Raw genomic sequence first — 18445 nt, 5'->3', positions numbered from 1 at the left:
GTGCAGGGACGGCTTTCCGACCGGGTGGCAGTGGTGACCGGCGCGGGCAGCGGCATCGGGCTCGCCACCGTACGGCGCTTCGCCGCCGAGGGGGCCCGGGTGGTCTGCGTGGACATCGACGCCGACGCCGGCACCCGGGCCGCGCAGGAGGTGGGCGGCGAGTTCGTCGCCGCCGACGTGGCCGACGAGACGGCCGTCCGCGACCTGTTCGACGGGGTGGTGCAGCGGCACGGCCGGGTGGACGTGTCGTTCCACAACGCGGGCATCTCGCCGCCGGACGACGACTCCATCCTGGAGACCGGGATCGACGCCTGGGAGCGGGTGCTGCGGGTGAACACCACGAGCGTCTACCTGTGCTGCAAGTACGTCATCCCGCACATGCGCCGGCAGGGCAAGGGCTCGATCATCAACACCGCCTCGTTCGTGGCGCTGATGGGCGCGGCCACGTCGCAGATCGCGTACACGGCGAGCAAGGGCGGGGTGCTGGCGATGACCCGGGAGCTGGGCGTGCAGTTCGCCCGGGAGGGCATCCGGGTCAACGCGCTGTGCCCCGGGCCGGTGGCCACGCCGCTGCTGCTGGAGCTGTTCGCCAAGGACCCCGAGCGGGCCGCCCGGCGGCTGGTGCACGTGCCGATGGGCCGGTTCGGCGACCCTGCCGAGATCGCCGCCGCGGTGGCGTTCCTCGCCAGCGACGACGCCTCGTTCATGACCGCCGCGCAGTTCGTCGTCGACGGCGGCATCACCGGCGCCTACGTCACCCCACTATGAGGCCGGTCATCGGCATCACCGCGTACGTCGAGCCGGCCGGCTGGGCGGTGTGGCGGGACGTGCCGGCGACGCTCGTGCCGCACGCGTACGTCCGGTCGGTCACCGCGGCGGGCGGCCGGGCCGTGGTGCTGCCCCCTGACGACGCCGACGCCGACGTGCTGGGGCTGCTGGACGGGCTGCTGCTCGCCGGCGGCGCGGACGTCGGCCCGGAGCGGTACGGCGAGCCGCCGGACCCGCGCACCGAGAGCCGGCCGGACCGCGACGCCGGGGAGGTGACGCTGCTGACCGCCGCGCTCGCCGCCGACCTGCCGGTGCTGGGCGTGTGCCGGGGGATGCAGTTGCTGGCGGTGGCGTACGGCGGCCTGCTGCACCAGCACCTGCCGGACGTGGCCGGGCACGACGGGCACCGCCCCGCGCCGGGCGTGTACGGGTCGCACCCGGTGCGCTTCGCCCCGGGCAGCCTGACCGGGCGGGTGATGGCCGGGGTGGAGCGGGTCAACTCGTACCACCATCAGGCGGTGGCCGACCCCGGCGGCCTGGCGGTCACCGGCTGGGCCGACGACGGGGTGATCGAGGCGGTGGAGGACCCGGCGCGGCGCTTCGTGCTCGGCGTGCAGTGGCATCCGGAGAACGAGGCCGACCCGCGGCCGGTGGCCGCACTGGTCCGGGCCGCGATGTCGGCCAGATCACACACCCGCGTTTCGTAAGTCAGGACAGCCGAATCGGCGGTCCGGTCAACCGGCGAGGACTGCCCGGCTCGCCCCGGCCCGCCGGTTACGCCAGGATGAGGCGGAGGTAAGCAGCGTCGGACGGGGCGGGTGCGTTACGTTGCTCGTCCGCCGGGGTAGTAGGCGGGGACGGTCGGCGTAGCAGCGCCGACCGTCGTGATCATGGCCGGAGCGGGAGGCTTCATGGGCTCGGCCCTGGGGGGCGGGGACGACGGTCGTTCGTCCCCGGCGGCCGGCGACGCGTCACTACCGCCGCTGCTCGCCGCGGCGTTCGCCGCCGGCGGTGAGATGGGCGAGCGGCTGCGCGGCTTCGACTGGTCGACCACCGCCCTCGGTACACCGGACGGCTGGCCCGCCGCGCTCTGCCACGCGCTCAGCACCATGCTGTCGTCCCGGGCGCAGATGGTGGTGTTCTGGGGCGAGGACCATCTGGCCTTCTACAACGACGCCTACCGGCCGACCATCGGCGACAAGCACCCGGCCGTGATCGGGCAGCCCGCCCGGCGGCACTGGGCGGAGACCTGGGACGTGCTCGGCCCGCTGCTGGACGGGGTACGCCGCACCGGCGTGCCCTACCGGGGCGAGAACCATCCCTTCGTGATCAACCGGCACGGTTTCCTGGAGGACGTCTACTTCGACGTCTCGTACGACCCGATCCGTGGTGCCGACGGCGCCGTCGGCGGCCTGTTCTGCTTCGTCAACGAGACCACCGGCCGGGTGCTCGGCGAGCGCCGGCTACGCGCCCTCGCCGAGCTGGGCAACGAGCTGGGCGACGTACCGGGCCTGCTCGAACTGGGCCGGGCCGTCACCCGGGTGCTCGACGCCCACCGCGCGGACGTGCCGTTCAGCGCGCTGTGGTTCCAGGGTGAGGGCGGTTCGCTGGTGCCGGCCGGCTGCGCCGGGGTGGACCGGGCCACCGTCGCCGGTCCGCCGCCCGGACTGCCCGACGACGGGCCGCTCACCGAGCCGCGCTGGATCGCCACCGCCGACCTGCCCGGCGCGGTGCCGCCGGACGCCGCCGACCAGGCGCTCCTGCTGCCGCTGACCGCCACCAACGAACCGGCCGGCGTGCTGCTGCTCGGCGTGTCCCGCCGGCTGCCGTTCACCGACGACTACCGCGACTTCGTCGGCCTGGTCGCCTCGCAGGTCTCCCGGGCGGTGGGCAAGCAGCGGGCGTACGAGCAGGAACGCGCCCGCGCCGCCGAGCTGGCCGCGCTGGACCGTGCCAAGACCAACTTCTTCGCCAACGTCAGCCACGAGTTCCGGACCCCGCTCACGCTGGTCCTCGGACCGCTGGAGGAACTGCTCGCGGACCGGGAGCTGCCCGAGCGGTACCTCGACCGGCTCACCGTCATGCACCGCAACGGGCTGCGCCTGCTCAAGCTGGTCAACACGGTGCTCGACTTCTCCCGGCTGGAGTCCGGCCGGCTGGCCGCCCGCTACCAGCCCACCGACCTGTCCGACTACACCTCCCGGCTGGCCAGCACGTTCCGCTCGGCCACCGAGCGGGCCGGGCTGCGCCTGGTGGTGGACTGCCCGCCGCTGCCCGCGCCGGTCTACGTCGACCGGGACATGTGGGAGAAGATCGTCCTCAACCTGCTGTCGAACGCGGTCAAGTTCACGTTCGACGGCGAGATCCGGGTCCGGGTCCGCGCGGACGACGGCGCCGCCGTCCTGGAGGTGACCGACACCGGCGTCGGCATCGCGCCGGAGGAACTGCCGCAGGTCTTCGAGCGGTTCCACCGGGTGGCCGGCGCCCGCTCGCGTACCCACGAGGGCACCGGGATCGGGCTCGCCCTGGTCCGCGAGCTGGTCGAGATGCACGGCGGCACGGTGACCGCGCACAGCGTCGTGGACCGGGGCACCACGTTCACCGTGACCATGCCCTTCGGGTACGCGCACCTGCCCGCCGACCGGGTGGCCGCCCTGTCGCCGGTCCCGCTGACCGAACCGGAGCAGGCCCGCCTGTACGTCGCCGAGACGGCGCTCTGGACCGACGAGGTGGCCCGCCCCACCGGGCTGCCGGAGGCGTCCGGCGCGCCGGGTGGGTCCGGTCGCATCCTGTTCGCCGACGACAATTCCGACCTGCGCGAGCACGTCGTCCGGCTGCTGTCCCCGGCGTACGAGGTGGTGGCCGTGCCGGACGGCGTGGAGGCGCTGCGGCTGGCCGTCGAGACCCCGTTCGACCTGGTGCTGACCGACGTGATGATGCCCCGGCTGGACGGCTTCGGGCTGGTCGCCGCGCTGCGGGCCGAGCCGGCCACCCGGCACGTGCCGATCGTGCTGCTCTCCGCACGGGCCGGCGCCGCCGAGGAGGTCGCGGGTCTGTCCACCGGCGCCGACGACTACCTGACCAAGCCCTTCTCCAGCCAGGAGCTGGTGGCCCGGGTCCGGGCCAACGTCGAGCTGGGCCAGTTGCGCGGGCAGATCATCCGCCGGCTGCGGGCACTCGCCGACGCCGCCGTGGAGATCAACACTGCCCGGTCCACCGCCGAGGTGGTCCGGGTGGCCGCCCGGCACGCGCTGCGCCTGGCCGAGGCCGGACGAGTCCGGGTAACCGCCACCGGAGCCCGCCACGAGGAGGACGCCGGCGGCGACCTGCCCGCCGAGCCGACAGTGGTGCTGCCGCTCACCGGCACCGCCGGCGAGCAGCTCGGCGAGCTGCGGGTGTGGCGCCGCGAGGGCGGCGGCACCGAGGAGGCGGCGCTCACCGAACTGGCCCGGCTGATCGGCGTGCGGCTGGAGAACGCCCAGCTCTACGAGGCCGAGCACCACATCGCGACCACACTCCAGCACAGCCTGCTGCCGCGTACGCTGCCGCAGTTGCCCGGCGCGGTGGTGGCCAGCCGCTACCTGCCAGGCAGCGCCGACGTGGAGGTCGGCGGCGACTGGTACGATGTGATGGCCACCGCCGACGACGACCTGGTGCTGGTCATCGGCGACGTGGTGGGCAAGGGCGTGCGGGCCGCCGCGGCGATGGGCCAGCTCCGCAACGCGCTTCGGGCGTACGTTCTGGAGGGCTACGACCCGGGCGAGGCGCTGACCCGGCTCAACCGGCTGGTCCACTCCGCCGGCAGCGGCTCCTTCGCCACTGTGGTCTGCCTCGGCTTCTCCCCGCGCACGGGCAGGATCCGGTACGCGAGCGCGGGTCATCCGTCACCCCTGCTGATCCGAGGAGACGACGTGGCGTTCCTGCACGATCGGGCTCTCGGACCGCCGATCGGGGCGATCCCCGGCGCCGTCTACCCGGCCGCCGAGGGCGAACTCGCGCCGGGAAACCGGCTCCTGCTCTACACCGACGGCCTGATCGAGGACCGGTCCGCGGGCATCGACGCCGGGCTGGGCCAGTTGCGGGCCGACGCGACGGCGCGCGCCGGGCACGTGGCGGACCTGGTCGACGCCGTCATGGCCCGGGTGGCCGAGCGGTCCCGGCACGACGACGTGGCGGTGCTCGCGCTGGAGGCGGCCGAACTGAACCGGTTCGCGCTGCGCCTGCCCGCCGACCCGACCCGGCTCAGCGTGCTCCGCAAGCGGCTGGAGGACTTCCTCGTCGCCCACCAGGTCGGCGAGACCGACCTGTTCGACCTGACCGTGGCGGTCTCCGAGGCGGCGGCGAACGCGATCGAGCACCCGGTCGACCCGGTGGACCCGACGATCGAGGTCGAGGTGACGATCGCCGACCGTACGGTCACCGCGACCATCCGGGACAGCGGACGCTGGCGGGAGTCGAGCGGGTCGACCTTCCGGGGGCGCGGGCTGGCGCTGATCCAGGCGCTGGGGGAGATGAACGTGACCCGTTCCGCGAACGGCACCGAGCTGACGCTGCGCCGCCGGCTGGCCGACTAGCCGGCCAGCCAGTCCTGGTCGCCCAGGCCGGAGATCTCCAGCACGCGCCGGACCTGCGGGGACGGCAGCACGGTCAGCGCGTCCGGGAACCGCTGGGCGAGACGGACCACCGCGTGGATCGCGGCCGAGTCGAAGAAGGTGACCGCCCGCAGGTCGAGCGTGAGCCGCTTGGCGGGCTCGCGGAGCGCGGTCTGGAACATGGTGTCGGCGGTCGCCATGTCGACCTCGCCGGTCACCTGGACGCGCAGTTGGTCGCCGTCGGCCTGCGCCGTCACGGAGAAGACGGGCGCCGAGCCCCCTTGATCCACGGAGCAACAATGGCACAGCGTTTGCGGCACGGCAACAACCTGCCCGGCGGGCCTGTGGCGGGGGGCACACCGGCCCCGGCGATAGGCTTGCGCCATGACCGTCCGTGCGCCGCTGACCCCCGGCACGCTCTCCCCGTGGCGAGCGGTCCCCGCCCACATCCCGCGCCCGGAGTACGTGGGTAAGAAGCGCCCCCAGGAGTGGCGCGGCTCGCACGTGCAGACGCCGGAGACCATCGAGAAGATGCGCGTCGCGGGGCGTCTCGCCGCCCAGGCCACCCAGCTCGCCGGTGAGCACTGCAAGCCCGGGGTGACCACCGACGAGATCGACAAGGTGGTGCACGAGTTCCTCTGCGACCACGGCGCCTACCCGTCGACGCTCGGCTACCGGGGCTTCCCCAAGTCGTGCTGCACCAGCCTCAACGAGGTGATCTGCCACGGCATCCCGGACACCACGGTGCTCCAGGACGGCGACATCATCAACGTCGACGTCACCGCGTACCTGAACGGCGTGCACGGCGACACCGACGCCACGTTCTGCGTGGGCGAGGTGAGCGAGGAGGCCCGCCTGCTGGTCGAGCGGACCCACACGGCGATGATGCGCGGCATCAAGGCGATCGCCCCGGGGCGGCAGATCAACGTCATCGGCCGGGTGATCGAGTCGTACGCCAAGCGCTTCGGCTACGGCGTGGTCCGCGACTTCACCGGGCACGGCATCGGTGAGGCGTTCCACAGTGGCCTCTACGTGCCGCACTACGACAGCCCGCGCCCCACCGACGTGATGGAACCGGGGATGACGTTCACCGTCGAGCCGATGATCACGCTCGGCACCTACCAGTACGACATGTGGGACGACGGCTGGACCGTGGTCACCAAGGACCGCCGGTGGACGGCCCAGTTCGAGCACACCATCGTCGTGACCGACGACGGCTACGAGATCCTGACGCTGCCGTGACCGACACTCCCGCGGCACTGCGCGAGGCGCACCACGCGGACGTCTCCGGCGGGTGGCTGCGTCCGGCGGTCTTCGGCGCGATGGACGGGCTGGTCACCAACATCGCGCTGATCGCCGGTGTGGGGGGCGGCGGGGTGTCCCCGCGCAGCGTGGTGCTGACCGGCACGGCCGGCCTGGTGGCCGGCGCCATCTCGATGGGCCTCGGCGAGTACACGAGCGTCCGGTCAGCGAACGAGCAGGTCGCCGCCGAGGTGGCCAAGGAGCGGCGCGAGCTGGAACGCCACCCGGAGGCCGAGGCCCGGGAACTGGCCGACGCGTGGGTCGCCCGTGGACTGCCCCGGGACCTGGCGACACAGGTCGCCGAGGCGGTACGCGCCAACCCCGAGGAGGCGCTGCGCGTGCACGTACGGGAGGAACTGGGCGTCGACCCCGACGACCAGCCCAGCCCGTGGGCCGCCGCGATCTCGTCGTTCATCTGTTTCTCGATCGGCGCGCTGGTGCCGCTGCTGCCGTACCTGCTCGGCTTCACCAGCCTCTGGCTGGCGCTCGCCGTCGGCGGCGTGGGGCTGTTCGTGGCCGGTGCGGTCGTGGCCCGGTTCACCAACCGCGCCTGGTGGCGCAGCGGCCTGCGGCAGTTGCTGCTCGGTGCGCTGGCGGCCGGCGCCACCTACCTGATCGGCGCGCTGATCGGCGTCGGCGGCGGCATCGGCTGACGCCGAGCCGTCCGCGACCGTCAGCGGTCAGCCGGACAGCAGGTCGTCGATGGTGCCGTCGACCGGGCGGCCCCGGGCGGCCAGCTCCTCGGCCTGGTGGGTCAGCGCCGCGCCCACCTCGGTCATGTCCGCCCCGGCCAGCCCGGTACGCCGCACCGCGTCCCCTGGGTCGCGGAAGTAGGTGCGGCTGAACAGCCCCTGCACTGTTGCGGCGGCCAGCCGTGCCTCGCCGAGCATGAGCAGCGCCTGGTCCGTCTCGTACCACTCGGCCAGCCGCAGCGCCCGGGCGTGCGCCGCGCTGCCCCGGTACCACGCCTGCCGCGCGGCGCTCGTGAACTCCGCCGGCCGGGCCCGTGCCAGCCGCGCCAGGTGCTCGTCGCGCAGCTTCCGCAGCCAGCCGGTCGGATCGTGCAGGGCGCGCGTGGTGACGTACCGGTCCGCGGCCAGCGGCCAGCGGGACGTGATCGTCGTCGCCCGGCGCAGGTAGTCGTCCGCCCCGGCCACTGTCAGGTCGACGAGCACCCCGTCCACCCGCCGGGTGGCGGGCGGCGGTCCGGCGCCGGGCCGGTAGGTGACGACCAGCAGGCCGACCTCGCGGTCCCCGCCGCCGTCGTCGTCGCCGTGCGCGAGCGGACCGTGTACGGCGACCGCCAGCACATCGGCCGGGAACCGCCGCAGGACGGCGTCACCGACGCGCTCGGCCACCTGCCATCGCGGGTCGTCCAGACGCCGCTCGGCGTTCACGTCGAGCGCCACGGTCCACCTCCGCCCGAGCGGTCGCCTGCGGCAACCCTAGCCAGATCGCGGACCAGTAGTTCCATCGAAGGACCCCACGGCAGCTCGGAGTGCCCGGCAACTCGCCAGCCGTTGCGGCGATAGATGCCGTTCGCCCGGCTTCGCGGATCGGAGGCGAGGGTCGCCCAGCTCTCCTGGCGCCCCTGAAGAAGCCGACGCATCAACTCCGCGCCGACGCCACGAGATCGATGCCGCGGATGCACGATCCATTCCAGTACGGCGAACTTGTCGCGGTTCCGTACCTCGGCCGGGGGTTCATCCTTCGCCCGAGACCACCAGGTGCCGGCGGCCATGGTCCACCCGTACGCCGCTCCGATCAGTTCCTCGCCTTCCCAGGCCAGGACGAGGTGGAATCCCGGCCGCGCCGCCTCGTCGGGCAGCCCGGTTCGGAACCGGGCGACCTGTGCCGGGCCTTCGAGGTAGGGCGGCTCGGCGTAGACCAGCGCGTACAGGTCGGCGAGAGCGTCGACGACAGACGTCAGCTCGTCCGGACGGCGTCGGTCGAAGGTGACGGACGGCGGAGGCGTCACCGCTGGACTCGGTCCATCAGTTCCCGGTAGAGCGGCCGGTGCCGCTCTCTGTCGGGTACCGCCGCCGTGACCTGCATAGTGACCGCGCGCACCAGTTCGTTGTGTTGTTCCCGTGGCAGGCGGTCGAGCAGATCGGCCGCCGCCGTCAGACCGTCGGTGATGTGACCGGCCCGGACCGTCGCCGCTGCCTGATGCAGTTGTACCTGCGTGCGCAGCCGGATCTGGGTAGCGGGATACAAATCCAGGGCCCGGGCCTGCGCTGCCGCAGCCGCCTTCTGGTCACCGGAATGGGTGTAGACCCAGGACTCCGTGTGTCGCAGACGATGTTCCGGCCAGCCCCAAAGCGATTCGACGTCCCCGACGACGGTGGCCGGGAGTCTCTCGATCTGCTCGCTCAGATGACGCACGGTCGCGACCGCCTCGTCGTGCCGCCCGGCGAGGGAGAGTGCCTGCGCCCGGCCCGCCAGCAGACCGCAAGTGGCTGCCGACGGCCTGCCGGCGAGCGGCAGGACCTCTTCGGAGATCGTGACGACGGTGGCGGGTCGTCGACCGTCGTAGCAGCCGTTGACGATGTCCCAGGCGCGCGTCAGGACTCGTGTGTCGGGATCGCGGGATTCGTCGGCGGCTCTCTGGGCGCTGGCCCACCATCTCCTCGACAGCAGGCCGTGTCCCGACGCGACGAGGCTGAGCGCGACGATCACCGACAGCGCCGCGGCGGCACGTAGCAGCTGTGGGCGGCGCCGATCGTCAACTGCGGCGAGTTGATGCTGAAGGACCGTCAGATCCCGGCCGAGTTGGGTCATCAGCTGATCGTGCGGCTGGCGATAGTAGGCCGTGCCGTAGGAGGAGACGATCTCGGTCCACGCGTCGGAGTCGACGTCGACCGCGGTGTCGAGGCCGTGCCGCAGCGCTTCCCAGCCGACCAGCCGGTCGACTGTGGGGAGAGCAGCGAGCGAAGTCATGGCTTGGAGGACCGACCGTCTCGGCATGTCGATGTCGTCGGCACACCTGCTGTCGTACGCCTTCTTGAGCGATCCGTCCATCGACAGTGCCCGGTCATAGGCGGCCACGACGGCGGGGTTGACGGGTCGGTCGCCACGCTCGATCTGCCCGAGGTAGCCGAAGTCGTACCTGATGAGGTCGGCGAACTTCCGCAGTGACCAACCGGCGGCTACCCGATGCTGCCTGAGTATGTCCCCGAAACGGTCCATGCCGTCCTTCCCGGCTGTGGGCTTGCGTGTGGGCCCACTGCTCACCGCTGCCGCCTGCTCTCCGTAATCGGGATGCTACCCATGCCGACCTATTCGGCGCGGCCCGTGTGAGCCCTGTCGGCGTACCGCGATTCACGCTGCGACGGCAGGCGCCGGGAGCGGGCCGTCATCGGCCCGCTCTCCACGGCCGGATGGCACCGACGAAGGACAGGTTCGATGAGGATCATCCCTTTCCGACGCCGACGCAACCGTCGGCCCGAGCGCCGTGCGACGTGCTATCGCTCTGCGGCGTACCGGACGCTGCGCCCCTGGCAGGTCCGGGAGCGAACGTTCAGATCCACACCACTGGGCCGGCGCGGGCTCGACCCCGAGCAGATCCGGGAGTTCCTGGAACTGGTGGCGGGCGACCTGGCGACGGTCTACGACGCGCTGGCCGAGAGCCGCCGGGAGACCGGCCGGGTGAAGGACGCCCTGCGGCGCTGGCAGTCCGAGCAGGCCCGTGCGCGGGCCGAGCGGGAGCAGGAGCGATGACCGAGCGGTGGGTCATCCATCTGCCGATGGTCGTCAACGACCTCGTGTCGGCGCAGCGACTTGCCCGTGTGGTGGCACATTGGAGCCACGTCCTCCCGCAGACCGAACCAGGCGGCACCAGCGTCTCGCCCGAGGACGACCAGAACGTACGGCACTGGGTCTTCTGCGACCGAAACCTGTCCGAGGGACGACGCTGCCTGCTCCGACCCGATCACGACGGCGACTGCTCGCCGCGATTCCGGCCACGGTGAGCCGTCGCTCAGGCGTTCGGGACCAGCCGGAACACGCGGATCTCGCGGCCACCGGCCCGCTCGACGTACGTGCGGTACGCGGGCCACTCCTGCACCAGCCGCTGGAACAGCCGTTCCCGTTCCTCGCCGGTGACCTGCTCGGCGGTGACCGGGATCCGGCGTCCCTTGACGTCCACCTCGGCGGCCGGGTCGGCCATCAGGTTGAACGTCCAGGACGGCTGGTGCTGCTGCCCCCAGTTCGAGCCGATCACCACGTAGGCGTCGCCGTCCGGGACGTACACCAGGGGGTTGCTGCGGGGCTTGCCGGAGCGGCGGCCGGTGGAGGTGAGCACCAGCGTGGGCACGAGCCCGAAGGCGACCACACGGCCCTTCGTCATCCGGCCGACGAGCCGGTCGGCGGGGACGAGCAGGCGCATGGTGGCGCCGAACCAACGTTGGTGACCGAGGCGGCGGGCGAGGGTTCCCAGGGCGGACACCCGACCAGTGTGCCGCCCGCGCCGCGCCCCGTCACCCCCTCGGACGGTCAGTCAGTCGAGCCGGCGTTCGATCGGCAGGCGGGAACGGGTGAACAGCGCCGCGCCGCCCATCGCCACCAGCGGCACCACGACCAGCACGGCGAGCGTCACGCCGGGCACCGTCACCGGGTACGGCGGCTGCACCGGCCAGGATTCGGCGTACCGCTGGTTGAGTGAGGCCAGGACGACCACGGCGGAGCCGAGCCCGGCGACGATGCCCAGCGCGGAGCCGAGCACCGCGATGACTCCGGCCTGGCAGAGCGACAGCAGGCGGCGTACCCGGGGATCGGCGCCCACCGCCGCGAGCGTGGACAGGTCCCGGCGGCCCTCGGCCGCGGCGAGGCCGGTGGCGACCGCGGCGGCGCCCAGCGTGATCACCCCGGAGGCCACCGCCAGCAGGAGCAGCATCGAGCGCTGGTCCGACGGCGGCTCGGCGGTGGCCACCTGCGCGGACATGGGCCCGATGTCGAACAGCTCGTCGGTCAGCATCTCGACCTGCCGGTCGGTGGGCGAGCCGGCGGTGTCCAGCAGGTAACCCATCGGCACGGCGGACAGGCCGAGCGCGTCCGCGGCGGCGGGGGAGAGCACCAGCCGGTCGACTGTGAGACCGCCGCGCAGCGCGTACCCGGGCAGGAGACGCCCGGTGGGCGGGCCGTCGGAGTTGTAGTTGACCTCCACGCGGACCTGCCCGTCCACCACCCGCCGGGCGTCGGTGACCACCACGCCCCCGGCGGCGAGCGTCCGGCGCGCGGCGGCCAGCTCGTCGTCCGGCGCGCCGGTGAGCGCGGCCAGCGCGGCGCCGTCGTCCACGAGCGCCGGCAGGTAGACGTCGACCGGCTCCTGGAAGGGGCTCACGCAGCGCGAATCCCGCCGGGCCGAGTCGGGGACGACCGGGTCGGCGGAGGTGTACGGGCAGTGGTGCGCGGCCGGCATGAGCGCGGTGGGGGTGCAGTCGTCCTTCTCCCGGGCGGTGCCGGCACAGCCGGAGACGGCGACGGGTGTCACAGTGGCGCCGGGCAGGACCGTGCGGGCCCGGGTGGCGACGACCTCGGCCGACGGCGGGTCCGCCGGGGTCGGCCCGGAGTGGGTGAGCAGCACGTTCCCCGGCGGCAGGCCGGGTTGCCAGAGCGCCCGTGAGCGGGTCTCGTCGCTCGCCACGTAGACGCCGAGCGCGACGCTTCCGGCCACCGCCGCCATCACCGCCGAGATGGCGGGCGCGGCCGAGGACCGGTTGCGGCTGGCGTCGCGCAACGCGAGCCGGGGGGTCAGCGGCAGCAGCCGCCCGGCCCGGCCCAGCACGCCGACGAGCGACGGGGTGCAGAACACCAGCCCCAGCTCGCCCAGCGCGACACCGGCCAGCACTCCGGTCTGCGAGGTGCGGCCGGCGGCGAACGCGGCGATCGCGGTCCCGGCGACGGTGAGCGCCACCCCGACCAGCAGCCAGCGGCGGCGTGGCCGGGTCGCGTCGCGCCGGCCGGCCAGGCCGGTCGCCACGTCCTGCCGGGCCGCCGCCCAGGCCGGCGCCATCGCCGCGAGCACCCCGGCCAGCACCGCCGTCGCGGCGATCGCCACCAGCGCGGCCGGGAAGATCCGGTACGCCCCGAGGCGCTCCCCGAGCAGGTACTGCTCGACGATCGGCCGGCCGGCGAACGCGGCGCCGATGCCGAGCAGCAGGCCGAGGGCGGCCCCGCCGGCCCCGAGCACCACCCCGTCGGCGAGCACGATCCGGCGCAGGTGGGAGGCGTCCCCACCGGCCACCGCGACGAGTGCGAGATCCCGCCGCCGGCGACGGACGCTCACCGCGAAGGCCGGGCCGACCAGCAGCACCACCTCCAGCAGGCCCAGCCCGCCGACCACTCCGATGACGCCGGCCTCGTCGGCGTCCGGTACGCGCATGCCGCGGGTGAACTCCTGCCGTCCCGGCAGCGGGCTGCGCGCGACGACCTGGATGCCCTGCGCGTTCAGCCGGTCCACGAGCCCCGGTTCCAGCGGGCCGGGCAGGTCCACCAGCCAGGTGTCGCTGCCGGCCATGCCCTCCGAGGTCACAGCGGGCAGCGTGATCACGTCCCGGAGGTTGTCCGGGTACTCCACCACCCCGACCACCCGGTACGTGGCGCCGTCGATGCTGCGAACCGGGTCGCCGATGCGGGTGTCGAGCCGGCGCAGCGCCGCCGGGCTGACCGCGATCTCGTCGGGTCGTACCGGCGGCCGGCCGTCGAGAACCCGGGCCAGCGGCCGGGTGAGCGGGTCGGTCAGGTCCACGGCGCGGGCGTCGAGCGACTCGACGTGCCGGCCGACCCGCGTCGAGAAGGTCATCCACCAGCGCGTGCGGGCGACCCGGCTGCCGTCGGGCAGCAGCGCGCGCACCTCCTCGGCGGTCGCCGGACGGGTCCGGCCGACCCAATCGCCCTGGACCGGCCAGGCCGACTCGCCCCAGGCGTCCTGCGTCACCGGGACGAGGCTGTCCCAGCGCAGCGCGACGTCGCCGCCGCCGAGCTGGCGCTCGATGCGCTCGGCGCGGGTCAGATCGCCCATGTCGTAGCTGACCGCGGCGAAGCTGAGGCCGAGCACCGGCAGCGCGATCATCACCAGGACCAGCAGCGTGCGCCGCCGGGACCGCCGGGCCTCCCGGCGGGCGATCCGCAGCGCGGTCCGCCACGACCCGCGTACGGCGGCGAGGCGGCCGCCGGTCACCGGCTGCTGCCGCTGAGCAGGTGGTCGACGCCGATCAGCGGGGCGGTCGAGTCGACCATCACCCCGTCGCGCAGGAAGACCACCCGGTCCGCCCAGCCGGCGTGCCGGGCCTCGTGGGTGACGAGTACCCCGGCCGCTCCGGCGTCCACCCGGCGGCGCAGCAGATGCAGCACCGCCTCGCCGGTCTGGGAGTCCAGCGCGCCGGTCGGCTCGTCGGCGAGGACCAGGCGGCGCTCGCCGACGAGTGCCCGGGCGATCGCCACCCGCTGCTGCTGGCCACCCGACATCTGGTCCGGGAAGCGGTCGGCCAGGTCCTCGAGGTCGACCTCGCGCAGCGCGGCCAGCGCGAGCTGGCGGGCCGCCCGTACGCCGGTGCCGTCCAGTTCCAGCGGGAGCGCCACGTTCTCCACGGCGGTCAGGCTGCCGAGCAGGTTCAGGTCCTGGAAGACGTACCCGATCCGGCGGCGGCGCAGCCGGGCCAGCTCGCGGGCGGACAGCCCGACCAGCGCCTCGCCCTCGACCACCACCTCGCCGCCGGTGGGCCGGTCCAGGCCGCCGGCCAGCGCCAGCAGCGTGGACTTGCCGGACCCGGAGGGGCCCATCACCGCCACCAGCTCACCGGCCCGCACGGTCAGGCTCACGCCGCGCAGCGCGTGCACGGCGGCCGCACCGGCACCGTGGGTCCGGCGTACGTCCCGCAGCTCCAGCACCCCGTCGATCGGGTCCATCAGCGCCTCCCGTGCCGGGTCACCGGCGGGCTTCGTCGCCGGCCCGGTCCACCGCCTCGGGGTGGTCGACCGCCCGGATCGGCGCCGGGCGGTGCCGGACCAGGCTCGTCTCACAGTGGTCGAGCCACCGCACCTCGGCCTCGGTCTGGAAGATCATCGCGTCCAGCACCAGCCGCCAGGGTAGATCCTCCGGCTTGTCGCTCGTGTACTTCAACCGGGTGAACTCCTGGAGCGCGCGCATGGTGGCGGTGCGCTGGGTCTGCACCACCGACCGCACGTCGACGCCGGGGGTGGTCAGCGCCAGCGCCAGCTTGATCGACAGCTCGTCGCGGGGGCGGTCGGCGCGGCTGATCGGCGTGGCGAACCACAGCGCCAGGTCCGCCCGTCCGGCGTCGGTGATCTCGTACGGCCGCTGCCCGCTCTCGTTCTCCGGCAGCGGGCGGACCAGTCCGTCCCGCTCCAGCCGGGCCAGCGTCGTGTAGACCTGTCCGATGTTCAGCGGCCAGGTCGACCCGGTGGACTCCTCGAACGCGGCACGGAGCTGGTAGCCGTACATCTGGCCGCGCTCGAGCAGGGCAAGCAGGCCGTGACGGATGGACATGACCGCGAGTATGCATACCTGGTATGCGCTACGCAACCGGAGGGTTCCGCCACGTGACCGGCGTCGCGCTCAGGCCGGGCGGCCCGGGAACGGAACGGTGACCGGCGTCATGCCCGCCGTACGCCGCCAGCGGGTGGCGCGCAACGCGCAGTCGGTGAGCGCGGCGAGTGCGGTGTTCCGGTCCGCGCCGGTGGTGTGCGGAAGCGCGGCCCGCCAGTGCCCGGCCGTCCGCTCCTCGATCTCCACCGCCAGGCGCAGCGCGCTCGCCCGGTCCGTCACCGGGTAGGGCAGCGCGTATCCGGCCCGGTCCGCGGGCACCTGCCCGGAGCCCTCGGCGAGCTGGAGCAGCAGCGCGTCGCGGCGGGACCGGTGGGCCGCCTCGGCGGCACGGGCGGCCGTACGCGCCGCCTCGGTCAGGTGCACGCCGATCACCCCGTACGCCCAGATCGCCGCGTACTCGGCGGCGAGCGCGTCGGCGAGCGCCGTGGCCGGACCACTTGTCGGGTTCACTTGAGCGCCTCCACGTGGGTGGCCCGGGCGGCGGCGATCGAGCCGAGCAGCGCGGCCCGCTCGGCCGGGGCTTCGGCGCACGCCCTGGCCGCGTTCGTCCGGCCCTCCTGCTCGGCCCGGCGCAGCTCGGTGAGCACGGCGTCGGGCGCGGGCGCGCTCGCCGAGCCGGCGCCCGCCGGCGTGCCGGAGGGCGCCGGCCTGCCGATCACGCGGCGTAGCTCCTCGGCGTGCGCCCGGTGCGCGTCGGCGATCGGGCCGAGCCGCCCGGCCAGCGCCGGCTCGGCGGTGGCGGCGGCCCGGTAGCGGGCCTCCAGCGCGAGCGCCTCGGCGGCGAGCGGCTCCAGCGCGTCCGGCGCCGGTGGCTCCTTGTCGCGGTCGAAAAGATCACAACCGGTCAGCGGCGCGGTTGCGCCGCCGAGCGCCACGAGCCCGCCGGCGCGCAGCAGCCAGCGCCGGGAATGCCCCGCTCTGACCTGGTCGGATGGTGTTCTGCCGATCCCCACCTGACAGAGTCAACACCATCCGCGCCGCTCCGTGGGGCAGGGTCTCGGTGCGCCGCCGGGTCCGTCGGCGGCCACAAGCGTTACGCTCTGCGCAACCACCGGGCGCGGACGCCCCGGTGGCGCGCCGGTATGGCGGGCCGATCGCCCGCACCGGCCCGGGACAACACGGCCCGCGGGTCGTGGCAACAGCAGGAGAGGTGCGCGCAATGACGCAGCGTGGCCGTACCACCCGGTCGACGGGGCCCGCCGGGCGGCCCCGCCGGTCCGACGGGCCCCGCGGCACGGACCGGACCGGCGCACCCCGCGGCGATCTCGCCGCCCGCCGCAACCGGCTGCGTGAGGTGATCGAACCGGTCGTCACGGCGGCCGGTTACGACCTGGAGGATCTCTCCGTCTCCCGCGCCGGCCGGCGGCACGTGGTCCGGGTGATCGTGGACGCCGACGGCGGGATCAACCTGGACGCCGTGGCGGACGTCTCCCGCGCGGTCTCGGCGGCGCTGGACGCGGCCGAGGAGGCCGGCGGCGACATCGTGGCCGGCGAGTACCAGCTGGAGGTCAGCTCGCCCGGCGTGGACCGCCCGCTCACCCTGCCCCGGCACTGGCGGCGCAACGCCGGGCGGCTGGTCAAGGTCACCGTCCGCGGTGACGCGGGGGACCGCCAGCTCACCGGCCGGATCACGGCCGCCGACGACGAACGCGTGGTGCTGGAGACCGACGCCGGCCCCGCCGAACACCCGTACGCCGAACTCGGGCCCGGCCGGGTCCAGGTGGAGTTCAACCGCCTGGACGACCTGGCCGACGAGGACTTCGGTGACGACACCGACGACGACGAAGATCTGGAGGACGAGGAGAGGTGAACATCGACCTCGCGGCGCTGCGCGCCCTGGAGCGCGAGCGGGAGATCCCGTTCGACACGATCCTCGCGGCGATCGAGACCGCGCTGCTGACCGCCTACCGGCACACCGACGGCGCCGAGCCGCACGCCCGGGTGGAGATCGACCGCAAGAGCGGGGCCGCCTCGGTCTACGCGCAGGAGCTGGACGCCGACGGCACGGTGACCCGGGAGTGGGACGACACCCCGCACGACTTCGGGCGGATCGCCGCCATGACCGCCAAGCAGGTGATCCTCCAGCGGCTGCGGGAGGCCACCGACGAGGTGCACTTCGGCGAGTACGTCGGCCGCGACGGTGACCTGGTCACCGGCGTGGTGCAGGCGCACGAGACCCGCCGCGAGAAGGGCATCGTCAGCGTCGATCTGGGCAAGCTGGAGGGCGTCCTGCCGCAGTCCGAGCAGGTCCCCGGCGAGCGGTACGAGCACGGCGAGCGGATCCGCTGCGTGGTCGTGCACGTCGCCAAGGGAATGCGCGGCCCGCAGATCACGCTGTCCCGGTCGCACCCGGCGCTGGTGAAGAAGCTGTTCGCGCTGGAGGTGCCGGAGATCGCCGACGGCACCGTGGAGATCGGCGCGATCGCGCGTGAGGCAGGTCACCGTACGAAGATCGCCGTGCGCTCGACCACGTCCGGCGTCAACGCCAAGGGCGCCTGCATCGGCCCGATGGGCCAGCGGGTCCGCGCCGTGATGAGCGAACTGCACGGCGAGAAGATCGACATCATCGACTGGTCGGACGACCCGGCGACGTTCGTCGGCAACGCGTTGTCGCCGGCCAAGGCGCTGCGGGTCGAGGTGGTCGACCTGGCCACCCGTACCGCCCGGGTGACCGTCCCGGACTTCCAGCTCTCGCTCGCGATCGGCCGGGAGGGGCAGAACGCCCGCCTCGCGGCCCGCCTGACCGGTTGGCGCATCGACATCCGGTCCGACGCGGAGACCACGGCGCCGCAGAGCCGGGGCGGAGCTGATCACGTACCGGAGCCGGGCGGCGCGATCTCCGGCAGCTAGGGGTAGACTTTCTCAGTGGTACGACGCGCGCTGCCGGAGCGCACCTGTGTGGGCTGCCGGAAACGAGCGCCGGCCAGCGAGTTGTTGCGGGTCGTCGCGATCGGTGACGAGGCTGGTCACACCAGCCTCCGGCCCGATCCGGCCCGCAGACTGCCGGGTCGGGGAGCGAACATGCACCCTGATCCGGCCTGCTTCGCGCAGGCGGTGCGGCGTCGCGCCTTCGGGCGGGCACTGCGCCTCACCGGGGTTCCCGACCACGGTGCGCTTGCGGAGCACGTCGACGCGCAACCCCCGACGACCGGTCAAGCCCGTCCGGTCGAGGGTCGCTAGCAAGGTAGGACGACCGACATGAGCACACGATGAA

Annotated in this window: 19 protein-coding genes and 1 pseudogene; 10 read left to right on the top strand and 10 right to left on the bottom strand. The window is 73.8% G+C overall.

Annotated elements, in window-relative coordinates; translation table 11 throughout:
• The 3 genes from ABIH81_RS00685 (at window position 1) to ABIH81_RS00675 (ending at window position 5342) form a co-directional block, all read left to right on the top strand.
• A complete protein-coding gene (locus ABIH81_RS00685; RefSeq protein ID WP_349878479.1) occupies window positions 1-768 on the top strand; it encodes a 3-oxoacyl-ACP reductase in 768 nt (255 codons plus the stop codon).
• A complete protein-coding gene (locus ABIH81_RS00680) occupies window positions 765-1475 on the top strand; it encodes a gamma-glutamyl-gamma-aminobutyrate hydrolase family protein (protein ID WP_349878477.1) in 711 nt (236 codons plus the stop codon). Before ABIH81_RS00685 ends, ABIH81_RS00680 begins: the two co-directional genes overlap by 4 nt.
• 204 nt (window positions 1476-1679) lie before the next feature.
• Window positions 1680-5342 (top strand): SpoIIE family protein phosphatase, encoded by a 3663-nt coding sequence (locus ABIH81_RS00675; RefSeq protein ID WP_349878476.1) that lies wholly within the window; start codon window positions 1680-1682, stop codon window positions 5340-5342.
• Here ABIH81_RS00675 and ABIH81_RS00670 read toward each other — a convergent pair.
• Entirely contained in the window at window positions 5339-5650 is a 312-nt protein-coding gene (locus ABIH81_RS00670) for an STAS domain-containing protein (RefSeq protein WP_349878475.1), read from the bottom strand. The two genes, ABIH81_RS00675 and ABIH81_RS00670, sit on opposite strands and share 4 nt — an antisense overlap.
• 94 nt (window positions 5651-5744) lie before the next feature.
• On the opposite strand from ABIH81_RS00670, the gene map reads away from it, so the two are divergent.
• Both map and ABIH81_RS00660 read left to right on the top strand, forming a co-directional pair.
• Window positions 5745-6602: a type I methionyl aminopeptidase gene (gene map, locus ABIH81_RS00665; RefSeq protein ID WP_013284652.1), complete on the top strand. Its 858-nt coding sequence runs from the start codon at window positions 5745-5747 to the stop codon at window positions 6600-6602.
• A complete protein-coding gene (locus tag ABIH81_RS00660) occupies window positions 6599-7315 on the top strand; it encodes a VIT1/CCC1 transporter family protein (RefSeq protein ID WP_120571123.1) in 717 nt (238 codons plus the stop codon). The genes map and ABIH81_RS00660 overlap by 4 nt, the downstream gene beginning before the upstream one ends.
• Before the next feature lie 27 nt (window positions 7316-7342).
• Here the strand turns inward: ABIH81_RS00660 and ABIH81_RS00655 are convergent, their stop codons facing one another.
• Genes ABIH81_RS00655 through ABIH81_RS00645 form a run of 3 tightly spaced genes read right to left on the bottom strand, consistent with a single transcriptional unit; the run spans window position 7343 to window position 9851 of the window.
• Window positions 7343-8071, bottom strand: a complete 729-nt coding sequence (locus ABIH81_RS00655) for a nucleotidyltransferase domain-containing protein (protein ID WP_349878473.1) — start codon at window positions 8069-8071, stop codon at window positions 7343-7345.
• Window positions 8056-8640, bottom strand: coding sequence for a GNAT family N-acetyltransferase (locus ABIH81_RS00650; protein WP_349878472.1), 585 nt, complete (start codon window positions 8638-8640; stop codon window positions 8056-8058). Before ABIH81_RS00650 ends, ABIH81_RS00655 begins: the two co-directional genes overlap by 16 nt.
• On the bottom strand, window positions 8637-9851 hold the full coding sequence (locus ABIH81_RS00645) for a helix-turn-helix transcriptional regulator (RefSeq protein WP_349878470.1): 1215 nt from the start codon (window positions 9849-9851) through the stop codon (window positions 8637-8639). Before ABIH81_RS00645 ends, ABIH81_RS00650 begins: the two co-directional genes overlap by 4 nt.
• 216 nt (window positions 9852-10067) lie before the next feature.
• Here ABIH81_RS00645 and ABIH81_RS00640 point away from each other — a divergent pair, with 216 nt between their 5' ends.
• Both ABIH81_RS00640 and ABIH81_RS00635 read left to right on the top strand, forming a co-directional pair.
• The gene (locus tag ABIH81_RS00640; RefSeq protein ID WP_349878468.1) at window positions 10068-10382 is read left to right on the top strand and encodes a DivIVA domain-containing protein; all 315 of its coding nucleotides are present in this window, start codon (window positions 10068-10070) and stop codon (window positions 10380-10382) included.
• Window positions 10379-10633, top strand: a complete 255-nt coding sequence (locus ABIH81_RS00635) for a hypothetical protein (protein WP_013284657.1) — start codon at window positions 10379-10381, stop codon at window positions 10631-10633. The genes ABIH81_RS00640 and ABIH81_RS00635 overlap by 4 nt, the downstream gene beginning before the upstream one ends.
• A gap of 8 nt (window positions 10634-10641) precedes the next feature.
• On the opposite strand, the gene ABIH81_RS00630 is transcribed toward ABIH81_RS00635, so the two are convergent.
• From ABIH81_RS00630 to ABIH81_RS00605, 6 genes are all read right to left on the bottom strand, one after another.
• Window positions 10642-11109: a nitroreductase family deazaflavin-dependent oxidoreductase gene (locus ABIH81_RS00630; protein ID WP_349878467.1), complete on the bottom strand. Its 468-nt coding sequence runs from the start codon at window positions 11107-11109 to the stop codon at window positions 10642-10644.
• Between the two features lie 51 nt (window positions 11110-11160).
• Window positions 11161-13842: an FtsX-like permease family protein gene (locus tag ABIH81_RS00625; RefSeq protein WP_349878465.1), complete on the bottom strand. Its 2682-nt coding sequence runs from the start codon at window positions 13840-13842 to the stop codon at window positions 11161-11163.
• The gene (locus ABIH81_RS00620) at window positions 13839-14570 is read right to left on the bottom strand and encodes an ABC transporter ATP-binding protein (RefSeq protein ID WP_349878464.1); all 732 of its coding nucleotides are present in this window, start codon (window positions 14568-14570) and stop codon (window positions 13839-13841) included. The genes ABIH81_RS00625 and ABIH81_RS00620 overlap by 4 nt, the downstream gene beginning before the upstream one ends.
• 19 nt (window positions 14571-14589) lie before the next feature.
• Window positions 14590-15171, bottom strand: coding sequence for a PadR family transcriptional regulator (locus ABIH81_RS00615; RefSeq protein ID WP_013284661.1), 582 nt, complete (start codon window positions 15169-15171; stop codon window positions 14590-14592).
• A 69-nt stretch (window positions 15172-15240) separates the two neighbouring features.
• Entirely contained in the window at window positions 15241-15681 is a 441-nt protein-coding gene (locus tag ABIH81_RS00610) for a ferritin-like domain-containing protein (protein ID WP_349878463.1), read from the bottom strand.
• Window positions 15678-16106, bottom strand: coding sequence for a hypothetical protein (locus tag ABIH81_RS00605; protein WP_349881262.1), 429 nt, complete (start codon window positions 16104-16106; stop codon window positions 15678-15680). The genes ABIH81_RS00610 and ABIH81_RS00605 overlap by 4 nt, the downstream gene beginning before the upstream one ends.
• A 284-nt stretch (window positions 16107-16390) precedes the next feature.
• Here ABIH81_RS00605 and rimP point away from each other — a divergent pair, with 284 nt between their 5' ends.
• The 3 genes and pseudogenes from rimP to ABIH81_RS00590 all read left to right on the top strand — a co-directional run bounded on the left by rimP (window position 16391) and on the right by ABIH81_RS00590 (window position 18433).
• A complete protein-coding gene (gene rimP / locus ABIH81_RS00600; RefSeq protein ID WP_349878461.1) occupies window positions 16391-17041 on the top strand; it encodes a ribosome maturation factor RimP in 651 nt (216 codons plus the stop codon).
• Window positions 17038-18081, top strand: a complete 1044-nt coding sequence (gene nusA / locus ABIH81_RS00595) for a transcription termination factor NusA (RefSeq protein ID WP_349878459.1) — start codon at window positions 17038-17040, stop codon at window positions 18079-18081. The genes rimP and nusA overlap by 4 nt, the downstream gene beginning before the upstream one ends.
• A 15-nt stretch (window positions 18082-18096) precedes the next feature.
• Window positions 18097-18433: pseudogene (locus tag ABIH81_RS00590) on the top strand (YlxR family protein).
• Window positions 18434-18445: the final 12 nt, after the last annotated feature.

The organism is Micromonospora sp. HUAS YX12 (assembly GCF_040215685.1).
Classification (GTDB): Bacteria; Actinomycetota; Actinomycetes; order Mycobacteriales; family Micromonosporaceae; genus Micromonospora; species Micromonospora tulbaghiae.
Note: the sequence above shows the minus strand (reverse complement) of the source record. Positions and strands in the feature narration are given on the sequence as shown.